The organism is Streptomyces phaeofaciens, from assembly GCF_014648915.1.
In the GTDB taxonomy this organism is placed as follows: domain Bacteria; phylum Actinomycetota; class Actinomycetes; order Streptomycetales; family Streptomycetaceae; genus Streptomyces; species Streptomyces phaeofaciens.
Genome location: NZ_BMSA01000030.1, coordinates 39,130 through 51,064 on the forward strand (window position 1 = coordinate 39,130; position 11,935 = coordinate 51,064).

Annotated in this window: 4 protein-coding genes and 1 pseudogene; all 5 read right to left on the minus strand. The window is 71.2% G+C overall.

Annotated features, from left to right (window positions below; all coding sequences use genetic code 11):
- Window positions 1-26: 26 nt before the first annotated feature.
- Complete coding sequence (locus IE275_RS36785) at window positions 27-3,563, minus strand: HelD family protein (RefSeq protein WP_189717004.1); 3,537 nt, start codon at window positions 3,561-3,563, stop codon at window positions 27-29.
- A gap of 286 nt (window positions 3,564-3,849) precedes the next feature.
- The gene (locus IE275_RS36790; RefSeq protein ID WP_189717005.1) at window positions 3,850-5,445 is read right to left on the minus strand and encodes a recombinase family protein; all 1,596 of its coding nucleotides are present in this window, start codon (window positions 5,443-5,445) and stop codon (window positions 3,850-3,852) included.
- A 70-nt stretch (window positions 5,446-5,515) separates the two neighbouring features.
- Window positions 5,516-5,971: pseudogene (gene rsgA, locus IE275_RS36795) on the minus strand (GTPase RsgA); the annotation flags it as partial.
- 288 nt (window positions 5,972-6,259) lie between these two features.
- Window positions 6,260-8,671, minus strand: coding sequence for an ATP-binding protein (locus tag IE275_RS36800; RefSeq protein ID WP_189717006.1), 2,412 nt, complete (start codon window positions 8,669-8,671; stop codon window positions 6,260-6,262).
- Window positions 8,668-11,934, minus strand: coding sequence for a phospholipase D-like domain-containing protein (locus tag IE275_RS36805; protein ID WP_189717007.1), 3,267 nt, complete (start codon window positions 11,932-11,934; stop codon window positions 8,668-8,670). Before IE275_RS36805 ends, IE275_RS36800 begins: the two co-directional genes overlap by 4 nt.
- Window position 11,935: the final 1 nt, after the last annotated feature.

An 11,935-nucleotide genomic window follows, 5' to 3' on the forward strand; every position in this document is an offset into this window, starting at 1 on the left:
TTCTCAGATGGCGGCAGGCACCCTCACTAGGGGGCGATGTGCCGCGCGCCTGGCCCAGCCCAGGTCCCGTCGGCTCGCCAGGTGAGGAGCGCGCTGAAAGCGCCATCGACCGCGTCAACCACCCATGGCTCCGCCGGTTCGCCGCCCAACACGACGACGAGGAACTCCGCCTGGCCTTCCGTACGCAGGTGGGACACCTCCATGAGGTGAAGCACTGACTCCCGGATGGACGGGTACGTGCTGTCCTCGCTGCCCAGTACGTCGAAAAGCACGGTCCCGTCAGCCCGCGTGCACCAGGCGTCCACGAAAGCGCTCTCCCCGACCTCCGACGCACTGTCGTAGAGGTCGGCGAGCAGGCGGTGCCGGAGCGCTTCGTGGGACCGGTCCGACCGCGCCGCCACCGTGCGGGCGACCACCAGGTGTTCCAGGTTGCTGCTCGCTGCGGCCGGCTGGTCTTCCTTCGCCTGCTCCTCTTCGACGAGCAGGGGTGCCGGGTCGGTGGGGGACATGGTCGTCCTTCGGGGCTCGGGAAGGGAGTCGGTGACGGCCGGCGGTTTGCGGTAGTCCGTACCAGGTTCGCGCACGGTCAGCAGGGAGCGGCCGTCGGGCGAGAGCCGCCACTGGAAGTGGCTGCCCTTGACGATGACACGGGTCTCGAACAACTCGATATCCGCAGTCCGCAGATCATCGGCGAGCGCTCCACGCATCGCGCGTACGAAGGTTTCATCGGCCATACCGCGAATCTGCCCCACCCGCTCGTATCCGGCGCAGGCGGAGGCGGTGGCGTGCACCGCTTCTGCGTCGAGCAGGCGGACCGGTTCCTCGGCACCGAGCAGTGGTCCACTCTCCCTCACCGGCGCGGTCAGCGCCGATCTCCGCGCGGCCCGGGCATCCTTGCCCACCCGGGAAACGACGCCCTCCTCGAACTGCGCGAAGCTCCGCTCCGCGTGCACCGCGTCGTAGCCCGTGATCGTGTCGGCCTCGGGACTGAGCACGATGCGGAATCCCTCGAGGTCTAGCACCCAGGTGCCGTCTGCGGCGCGCAGGTGCCGGGCCCGCTCGACGAACGCGGCCAGCATGGTGTGCAATTCCACCGCCGCTTCGCGTAGGCCGCCCCGGTGCCGTACGACGAAGGCCCCGCACGCCCCCGAGCTGACCCGCACGGCGGCACGCTGCCGCGCATCGAGGTTGAGACGGCCCTGGTCCTGCGCACCGACGATTGGAGCAAGCCGCCGGGGCTGGGCCACGACCACCGGTTCAGCCGTGCGGAAGCCCCCGCAGGGGGCCGTCCTGCACCACTTGTCTGGGTGGTGAGTGGAATGGGTGCACGGAGTCCCGTCAGCGAAGTACCTGCTGCACAGGCTCGCTGCAGGATCCGCGACCGAGCCTTCCGCCTCATGAGGGGACGGCGAAGGAGCGGATGTGGCAGTGAGGGCGGGAACGCGGTCCGGGCCTCCGATCTGCGGGGGCAGGGGCAGGGCGTGGACGACGGTCAGCGACTGGGTACATCGCGTCAGCGCGACATACAAATGCCTCGGGCCTACAGCCTCGTCTGTGACGATCTCGGCAGGCTCCACCACGACGACGTGGTCGAACTCGAGACCCTTCACCTCAGTCGGGGTGAGGACGGCAAGGTTCCCGAGACTCTCCGAACCGAGCGCGCGCGCGATATCGCTGGCCCACTCGCCGCCCGGCGGCACGATCACGCCGATCGAGCGTTCATCCGCTCCGGCAGGTGCGCTCGCCCGTAGCCGTGCCACGGCCTCAGCGGCCAGAGTGCCTACCTCCGCCCCCTGGATCACGGTGACGCCCGCGCCCGTGTCGCGCACTGAGTCGGGCACTGTCACGCCGGGTGCGCAGTGCTCGCCCAGCCGGGCCACGAAGTCCATGACCTCTCCTGGTACACGGAACCCCGTGAGCAGTTGGGTGACCCGCCATCCTCCCTGGCCGGCGAGCACCGTCCCGAGCCCGTCCCAGTCCTGGTGGAGGTAGGGCCCGGTCGACTGCGCGAGGTCGCCGAGCACCGTCATCGAACCGCTGGGGCAGCGCCGTGCCAAGGCCCTGGCCTCCATCGGTGTGACGTCCTGTGCTTCGTCGATGACCAGGTGCCCGTACACCTTCTGGGGGCGTCCGCCCAGTACGTATTCCAGCTCATCGAGAAGGACCATGTCTTCGCGGCTCAGTTCCGTCCACGAGCGCGCCGTACGGCTCCCCGGACCGGCTCCTAGGCGGGGTGCGGTGAGCAGATCCTGTTCGGCGGCCGACAGAATGCCCTCGGCGGCCCGGCTGAGGCTGGCCCCGCCGGAGAACAGGCCCCGCAGAATGTCCTGGGCCGCAAGGCTGGGGCAGATCCGCTTGAGGAGGCGTACGACGGGGCGGGCCCTGGCCGTCACGGCCAGGTAGTCGATGTCGGCAGGGCCTGGCAGCAGCCCGACGTAGACATCGGTCAGGTGCTGCGTGATCCGCTGTGTGCAGCGCTCCCGACGCACCTGGTACGGACTGTCGCCGGCCAGCGCCGCAGCAGCGATCTCCGCTATCTCATCCACAGGGACAACGACTTCGCGCCGGTTCAGCTCGAAGGTGAAGACCGGCCCGCCCACGAGCGCGGCCAGCCGTTCCACCGAGCTCGTCGTCTCGCAGTCGACGGCCCTGCGCAGCACCGCGGCCATCCTCGGATCGGCCTTCACCGCGGCGATCGGACGGGGATCTCGGGGCGACGCTGCCGCCGACCAGAGCGCGGGAAGTTCGAGCATCGACACGTCGTCGCTGCCGAGTTCGGACAGGGTGACGCCCACGTAGTCGAGGAATCCCCGATTAGGGCCGATGACGAGGATTTCCTTGGCGCTCCGGTGCTTGTTGTCCAGCAGCCAGGTCACGCGGTGCAGGCCGACCGCCGTCTTGCCCGTGCCCGGACCGCCCTGGATCACGAGCACGCCCGCAGGCTCCTCCGCCACGAGCCGAAGCTGTTCCCGCTGGATGGTCTCGACGATGTCGTGCATCGAGCCATCACGCGCACGGTCTATCTCGTCGAGGAGCGGATCACGCCACGCCGATTCCTCGGTCCCTGTATCCGGCGCGTCGACGGCGACCGGTGCCGCCGGTATCTCCGGTACCGCCGGTGGTTCCGCTTCCACCCCGTGGAGATCGAGATAACGCTTGACCACCTGCCGATCACAGATGATCTGGCGCAACAGCCGCACCTGCCCCGGATCCCGCTCGCTGGTCAGCCGCCAGTTCACCGCGGCCTGCGAACTCCAGGAGACCACGACGGGATTCCGCTGCTCGTCGCGCACCACGCGCCGACCAACGTAGAACGTCTCGCGGCCCTCACCCTCGTCGACGTCGGCCCTCATGAAGACGAGGGACTTGCCTCCGATGTCGAGCGACGCCAGCTCCCGCTCCCAGGTCCGCCGGGCATCGATGGAGTCCTTGCCGCTGGCCGCGACGTCGAGGCCGCTCAGCTCCGACGCCTCCTGCCGGGCCCGCTCCAGGCAGGAATACGCGCGGTCGACCGCACGCTGTTCAGCAGCAAGCACAGTTGCACGTCGGGTGCGCTTCGGCATCCTCGCTCTTCCCCCTCCAACCGCATGCAACGCAACGGGCCAGCGAGCACGGCGGATGCTCCTACTGTAAGTGCGCGTTGATCGTTGCTCGGCGCTGCTGCAGAAGAATCAGCCCTCTGGGCGGCTCTCCACGACAGCGGGCTCGCCCGTACTGTGCGCAGCGGTCATCCTGCCGAGGAGCATCAGAAGCTGGACGCTCTCCCTCGTCTGACAGATGCACCACCTCTCGCAGATTCCTCCGGAACAGGGTTCTCCCTGTTCCGGGATCACAGCATCGCGAAATATGTCAGGCGACCCACTGGGGAACGACCCGGCCGAGAATCGGGGTGCGGTCCCCAGGGAACCGTGCGGGAACGATCGTCAACGACTTCAGGACGCAGCCCAGGAGCATCCGCCGGTCTGCCAGCGTCGACTCCGCCCATGCGTCCGCCAGCGCCTCGCCGTCCGCGAAGAAGACCGAGAGGTCGGCTTCCCGTGCGAGCTCGGCCGCTTCGAGGTCGAGGGACTCGATCACCGCCGCCTGCTCGGCTGCCAACGTCTTGAACCGGTCTTCGGACAGCGTGCCTTCCACGTAGAAGTCGTGTTCCAGCTTGTCGCGGCGTGTCCTCGCCGCGTCGAGGCCGGCCATGACCTCCTTGCGGCGCTGTTCCTTCTCCACGTCGTGGAAGACCGCCCAACGTCGGACGATGGCGTCGAGGCCCGGGGATCCGTGTTCGAGAGCCGAGACGTGGCTAAGCCACATCGCCTCGACCGCCGCGTCCATGCGCGGCGCCCGGACCACCACGCCAGGGCAGGCGTCCTTGCCGTACACCGATCGAGTGCGGCACCGGTACATGAGGCTGCGGGCACTGCCGCTGCCACTGCCGGTCATGCCCTTCTGGCAGTACGGGCAGGAGAAGATGCCGCCGAGGAAGGTGGTGTGCGGGCGTTTCCCACGTGATCCCCCGCCCATCTTCGTGATCCTTGCCTCGATCAGCGCGAGGATCCGGAGTCGCTCCCCCGGGCTGACGACACCGGTCCCGATCACCACCGGGTTACCTTCGGCATCCCGGACGGGCTCGTCCGAGGGCACCCAGACGTCGAGGGGCTGGCCGTGCTCGTCGAACCGCCTCTCCTTGGTCGGCAGCAGGCCGGCCCATGCCGTGGAGCGCACCATGCGCGTGATCGCGCGGGCGTCCCAGCGGGCGCCGTCGCGCGTCCGGATGCCGTCCCGTTCCAGGTCGTGGGCCACGCGCATCGCGGACTTCCCGGCGAGCAGCTCGTCCGCGATGCGACGGGCGTGCGGGTACTCGGCAGGGTCCGGTTCGATGTGTCCCGACCCCCTGGGAGACCGGACGCCGTACGGGGTGCGACCACCTGGCCACCGGCCGGCGGTGCGTGCCGCGTTCTTTCCGGTCGTCACCCGGAGCGTGAGGTCCTTGATCTCCTCGCGAGCGCGTTCGGCCAGGATCGCGAAAACGATGCGGGTGCCCGGCTGGCTGGAGTCCAGGCGTTCCTGGAGCACGAAGAGCCGAGCCTGCCGGCGGTCGAACTCGTCCAGGGCCGTTCCTATGGCAGCCATGCCCCGCCGGTCGAAGCGGTCCGTCTTCCAGACGGCGAGCGTCTTGATCTCGCCGTCGATGACGGCGGCCATCGCGCCTTCGAGCTTCTCTCGCCGCACGTGCTGCTTGGAGGCGCTCCGCTGTTCCAGCCAGACCTTGCGGACGGTGAGTCCCTGCCGGTGCATCTCATGACGCAGGTCGCGCGCGTGCTGCTTGAGGGTCTCGATCGTCTCCCTCTTCTTGCTGCGGCGCAGGTAGAGGTCGACCAGGTCCTCCGGGGACTTCCCTGCCAGCTCCTCGGGAGAACCGTCCCGGAACTCCTCTGCCGTCTTCTTCGCCATAGTGCCCTCCTACCTCACAGATCCGGCCGCTCCAAACGGCATCTGTGCAGGTGAGGGCTGGTGTGTACTACGCGGCGCTCTCCCAGGCCAGCGCGAGGAACCGTTCGATCCGGCCGAGGTCGAGTTCGACGGCGAGGGACATGGCGACGACCGCGTGGTCGACGTTGGCGGCGAGGATCTGGCCCTCGGACCGCTTGGAGGAGGTGGAGCGGACGAAGGCGGTGCGGCGCGGCAGCAGCGTACGGACGTACCGCGGATCGCGGCCCTCGGGGTCGACGGCGGCCCAGTCCCCCGTGCAGACGACCTTCATGGGGTCGCGGGGCACGACGAACTCGGTGTCGGCGCGGACCGTCCCGGCCTCGGTGACGACGTCACACAGGCCCCGGTCGACCCTGACGACCCGGCCGGGCACCAGACCACGCTCGGCATGGGGGGCGAACTCGGCCGCCCAGTCCTCGTCCCAGCCGTAGGGGGCGAGGGGGTGCGAGGCCGACGACGACAGCCCCGGGAGAGAAGAGAAAGACAAGGGGTGACCCTTCACAGGGTGGCCCCGGCACACGTGCGCGGACGTGAGAGAAGGAGGTCAGCCGGAGACCACGGAGGTGGAATTGATGAACTTCCGGATGCGGGCAACGCCCATCTCGACAACAGCCATCGGTCACACCTCCATGTCCTGCTCACCCCGCGTCGGCGGCCGCCCGGCCGCCGAGGGAACGACGCAGACGCTATCTTCGGGGCCGGCACCGCGCCAACCCATTTTTCCGGCCGCGGCTCTCGCCCTCCCCCTTGTCGGCCGCGAGTACGCCCGCGAACCTCAGGCCCGCGGGAGCAGCAGCCTGAAGTGGGCGCCCCGCAGGACGGGATGCCCCAGGACGCGCGAGCGGACGCTGAGGTCTCCGTCGACACCGCGGGCTAGGCGGCGCGCGTGGTACAGCCCGGTGCCCCGGTCCGGCCCGCGGGTCGACTCGCCCTTGCGGAACACGGTGTGCTCGGTCCCTTCCGCGTAGGCCAGGCCGGGGCCGTTGTCCTGGATGTCGACGGCGAATTCCGCGCTCAGCGGGGTGATGGTCGCCCGTACGGTCGGATCGCCGTGCTCCGCGCACGCCTCTGCCGCATTGGTGAGCAGTTCGTAGAGGATCCGCTCCAGGCCGGCGGCCGAGACCGTCACCGGGCAGCTGTCCGGCGCGTGGATCTGGAGTTCCACCTTCGGATACTGGGTGGTGAACGGCTCCCTCATGGTCAGGAGCGTCACGGCGAGATCGGATTCCCCCTCCAGCCGGACGCCGTCCGGGAGTTCGCCCGCCGTCGCGGTCAGCGCCTCGGTGGCGAAGGTCAGTTCCTCGGGTGTGGTGGTGGAGGCGGCGGCGAGCTGCCGGTAGTGCCGCAGCTCGGGGCGCAGGGCGTACCGGTACAACCGCCAGTCGTCGGGGCGGAAGGCGTGGCCCACGCCGGCACCGTCGGCGGAGGCCTCTTCCGCCAGGCGGGCGACCGCGCTCTCCAGTCTCCGGTCGGCGTCGCCCCCCAGCACGAGGAGGACTCCGCACCGGTGGAAGACGATCCGCTCGGCGTCGGCGCTGTCCACCAGGGGCAGGGCCGCCAGCTGGGCCAGGCCGCGCCGGACCTCCGCCTCGTGGCCGTCGTCGGCCATGTCGTCGCCGGCGACCGACGCGGCGCTCAGCAGGATCTCCTCGAACGTCACCCGCTGTCCCGGGACGGCAGCGGACAGCGCGGCCCAGAAGGCGACCTGGGCGGCCGCCGAGTCGGCGATCGGGGTGAGGGCCGCGTGCTCGACGGTCCGGGCGAACGACGGGTCCTTGGCCCAGTCCCGCACGACCGCGTACCCGTCGCGCGCCGAGGACGCCGCCCTGGGGCGGGCCAGGAACTCCAGGAAGAGATGGAGCAGTGCGGTGTCGGGTCCCGCCTGGAAGGACAGTGCGTCGGCGGTCGTCAGGTCGCCCAGCCCGGTGAGGTCGACCATCCAGCGCAGCGTGTGCCACCGCTCCCCGGGGTCGCTGCCGAGCAGCGTCTCCAGCGAGGCGGCGGACCCGCCGGTGAACGCGTCGAGGGGCCACTGCCGGCCCAGCACTCTGAGGAGCTGGACGGGGATGTGCGCCCGCAGGGTGACCAGTTCCACGAGGTGACCGAGGTCGAGCACCGCGCAGGCGGTCCGTTCGGCGAGGGCCGACGCCCGCAGCGAGCGGCCCACCGCGATGTGCGGCTGGCCGAGGTCGATCTCGGGCCGGTGCGTGGTCTCCGGCTCGGCGACGAAGAGCTCCACGCTGCCGGTGGGCCAGAACCGCGCGATCTCCGCCTCGGCGAACACCCCGGTGATCGCGGTGAGATATCCGCCCTCGACGCGGTGCACCGGCGGCGCAGGCCGGTCCCCGGCTCCGAGGAACTCCGTGAGTGCCCGGGCGAACCGGGCCACCGTCGCCTCGTTGTTGTCGGCGAGCGCTTCGTAGGCCTCCAGCAGCTCCTGCCCGGCCGGGTCGACGGGCCGCCAGCGGTCGTACGTCAAGGGCCTGGTCAGGGGGGTGAGGTGCCACTTCAGGACCTCGGAGGGGTCTTCGGCGGCCTGGGCCCAGCCCCGCAGCGGCGGCACGCCCTCCGGCCCCGGACGCGGGGCGTCGCCGTCGGTCAGCAGCAGGGCGACGGCGCGCAGTTGTCCGGCGTCCAGCAGCGCCCGGCACGCAGCGAGCGCGTCCGGGTCCCCTCCCTGCGCGGCCGTCTCCTCGCACCGCCGGCTCAGTGCCGCCCGCTTGTGGTCCACGGCCTCTTCGAGCGCCGTCACGTCCGCGGACAGCCGTTCCTCCACCCGCGGCCACGACCGTGCGCACAGTGCGGTGAGTGCGTCCCGGTCCGGTACGACGTCCACGTCGGCGGCGGCGGCCCGGTCCATGAGCTGCTGCACCCGCCCGAGCAGCAGTTGCAGGCACTCGGCCCGGCGCCGGCCCAGCCTGGTGCGCAGCTCCTCGATCCTGTCGGTGTCCAGAGCCTGGCACTCGGCGAGCATCTCCTCGGCGACCTGGAACTGGCCGTCGGAGATCAGCCCCGTGCAGGCCCGGTACTCGTCGTGGTCCCCGGCGATCCCCTCCAGGGCGGTGAGGGCAAGCTCTTCCAGGGGCACGGGTCGCCCGTCGGAGAGCGCCACCAGCAGCCCCGGGAAGCGGAACCGGCCCGGCCAGACAGCGAGCAGGGCCCGCAGTGACTCGTCTGTGTCTGTCATCGCTCTTCCGTCCTCCTGCCGCGCCGGGACCTGTGCCACTGGGCGAGCGGATCAAGCCGGTCCAGCAGGGCCAGCAGGGGTGAGGCGTAGGGGCGGCCGAGGCCGCCGGCCTCGCTGAACAGCGCGTCCCAGCGGGCCGCGATCAGCTCGGCCAGTTGGGCGCAGCCCGCGAGTTCCGCGGCTGCTCCGACGGTGGCGCCCCGCTCGTTCGGCAGGGGGGTCAGGGACCGGGCGCGGCGCACAATGTCCTCGATGGTCTGCAGGAACGTGCGCTGGTTGCCCCACTGGATCTCGGGACGCCCGCCGTCGGCCACGATCTGGTCCAGGTGGCGGCGGACGTTGACGGGAAGGCCGGCCTGGATCCGCACGCATTCGTCGGTACCGGCCTCGGCCGCCACCCGGATCGACGACAGCATCCCGCCCTTGGCGAACAGTTCCCTGTGCAGGAACTTGCCGGAGTCGAAGGTGAAGCGGTGCAGACGCTCCATCCGGTCGATCTGGTCGACGAGTTCCGCCCACTGCTCGGCCGTCTCGCTGAGCTCGGTCATCCGGGACAGTTCGGAGACGAGCAGGGCCAGCGGGAGCGGGCCGTTGCCGTCCGCGCGGTGACGTCGGGCCGCCTCCGCCAGTTCCTGCCAGGAGGGTGGCAGGGCCTCGGCGAGCAGGTCCAGCACGGCCGGTCCCTCGCCGGGCAGGCCTCTCAGCAGCGTCTCGGCGAGCCCGGCGGCCGCGCCCACCGCCTGGGCGGCCGGGTCGCAGTAGGCGAGTTCCAGCGCCGCGTCCAGCAGAACCGTGCCGAGAGGGCCTGTCTCGATCGCGGCGGTCGCCGTACAGGCCGCCGGCGGCACCGTCTTCTCGCCGTCCCGCAGGAGCCGGCCCAGCAGCGAGGCCTCGACGAAGGCGCGCCGGTCCCAGGCGTCGGCGATCAGCCAGTCCGCCCAGCGGGACCAGTCCTCGCCCCGGGTCTCACGCTCCTGGATGAGTGCCGCGGCCACCACCGGCCGCAGATCCTTGGGCGCGACCTGCTTGTCGTACCAGATGTCCAGGACGCCCCACAGGTCGTCGACCTGGCGCAGCCGTTCGGCGACGGTCGCCACGTACTGGGCACTGCCCCGCTCGGCACCCACCTCGACCAGGAGGGACAGCGCGACGGCGGTGGCGCCCCTGAGCCGGCCGTCCGGCTCGGCGGCGGCGGGCGGCTCAGGGTCGCGCTCCGGGGGGACGCCGAGTTCCGCGGCGATCCGGGTGACCGCGTCCGCACCCCGGATGTGGACGCTCACCTGGCTGGTGCGCTCGGAGGGGAGCAGGGCGCGCCGCCGTTCGCGCAGCAGCGGCAGGCTGCCGAGGACGGCCTCGTCGTCCCAGACCGCGGCCCGTGCCCCGGCCCGCTCGTCACGGACCTTCAGGCCGCGCCGTGTCAGCTCCCTGAGCGCCGGCTGGGTCGAGGGCTGCTCCTGGCCGCGCGCGGTCGGCCGGATGAGCTGCACCGACACGCCCTGGTCGATGCGCCCGCCGAGAACGGCCACGAGCCGCTCGTCCAGGGCCCGGGCGTCGACGCTGTCGTCGGCCAGCAGCAGCCGCCGGGTCGCGGTGTGCAGGGCCTGCTGGACGAGATCCCGCGGCGCCCCGTCCTCCAGGATCTCGACGACCGGGTCGCCCTTGGTGGCCCGGTACAGGACGTCCGTCAGCACGGCGTGGTGCTCCGCCCAGCTCTCGGCCCACAGGCCACGGGCGCTGGCGTCCTGGCGGAGGACGGCCATCCGGCCCTCCTCCTCGCCGGGGGGCGACACGGCGGCGGGTTCGGTACGGCGCCGTTCCGGTACGGACTCGAAGTGGTCGTCCTGGACGAGGATGCGCTGGCCGAGCTGCCAGTACGGGAAGGACTTGCGGGCCCAGATGAGCAGGTCGGTGACGCTCTGGGGCACACCGGGCGGACCGTCCTGGGCGGCACCCTCGATGAGGATGCCCACCTCGCCCCGGTTGGTGCGGGCGGTGTTCACGTCGAGCGGGCTGTGGGTGCCGACGAACGCCCGCTGGTTGTCCTGGACCACCACACAGGCCGAGGTCCGGGCGCTGCGGTCGGCGAACAGGACCCGGGAGCGGTGGCGGGCCTCCAGGTCGTACAGGGCCGTCCTGACCCGGTCGGGGAGGGTGTCGCTGTCCCGGCGGCCCCAGAGGAAGACCAGGTGCACGCCGCGTTCCAGCGCCTTGCGCAGCAGCGGCAGGATCGCGCTGAGCGCCGAGTAGCCGATGTTCGGGGTGGCGAAGACCAGCTGGTTCCTGGCGGACTGGATCAGGTCCTCGACCGTCCACTGGTGGCCGGCCGCGCGGGCAACGACGGTCACGGCGGCCTTGGCTCGGCCGATCTCGGCGATCCGGGCGGAAAGCCGCCGGGAGAGGTCGGCGAGGACCTTCTGCCGTGTCGAGACCTGGTGGGCCTCGACCTCCGACAGGCTCCCGATCGTCTCGCCCATCCGGTGCAGCAGACTCTCGGCGCTCTCGGCGGGGGCGAGCTGGGGCATGGCCCGCCCGCGCAGTGCCCGGACGAACGTGTGGTCGGGCTGCTGGTCCGCGAGGTCGGCCAGATGCTGGCGCATCCGTTCCCGCGCCCGGGAGTTCCACCCCGGCTCGTCCAGGAGGCGGGCCGAGATCCGTCCGGTGTCGCTGTCGAGGAAGACCTGCGCGTGGGCGCCCAGCCAGCGCAGTTCGCTGGCCGGACGCAGCACGGGGCTGCGGAAGCCCACGTCGAGGACGTTCTGCCGGAATCCCCTGCTGTGGCGGTCGTTGCGGATGGCGGTCTGCACGGCCCGCAGCAGTTCGGCAGCCGGCAGGTCGGTCTCGCTGAGGACCTGGTGCAGCGGTACGTGGAGGCTGGCCTGGGACGGCCGGCGGGTGCCGGCGTCGGCGGGGAAGACCCGTCCGGTGACCGGTTCGAAGAGGAACTGCCGGTGCTCCTGCCGTACCGAGCTGTCGCGCAGCGACCCGTCCGAGGTGATCACCTCACGGGCGCCGTCGGTCAGTTCGAGGGTTCCGCTCGTGAAGTCCACCATGACATGGCCCTTGCGCCACAGGCTGTGCACGACGTCCAGGACGATCCGGCGCGGCAGTGCGAACAGCTCCGCGTGGTCCTCGACCGTGGTGCGGCCGGCCGCGACGGCCTTCGCGACCAGGTCCTCCAGGGTGGTGAGTCCCTCCTCGGGGCCGAGCAGCAGGGAGAGGGTGACCAGTCGGCAGGGAATGGCGAGTTCGACGTCCTGAGCCATG

Bases quoted from the DNA above. Each gene is read 5' to 3' on its own strand.
- IE275_RS36785 (WP_189717004.1), bottom strand. From the start codon at position 3,563: ATGCCGAAGCGCACCCGACGTGCAACTGTGCTTGCTGCTGAACAGCGT.
- IE275_RS36790 (WP_189717005.1), bottom strand. From the start codon at position 5,445: ATGGCGAAGAAGACGGCAGAGGAGTTCCGGGACGGTTCTCCCGAGGAG.
- IE275_RS36800 (WP_189717006.1), bottom strand. From the start codon at position 8,671: ATGACAGACACAGACGAGTCACTGCGGGCCCTGCTCGCTGTCTGGCCG.
- IE275_RS36805 (WP_189717007.1), bottom strand. From the start codon at position 11,934: ATGGCTCAGGACGTCGAACTCGCCATTCCCTGCCGACTGGTCACCCTC.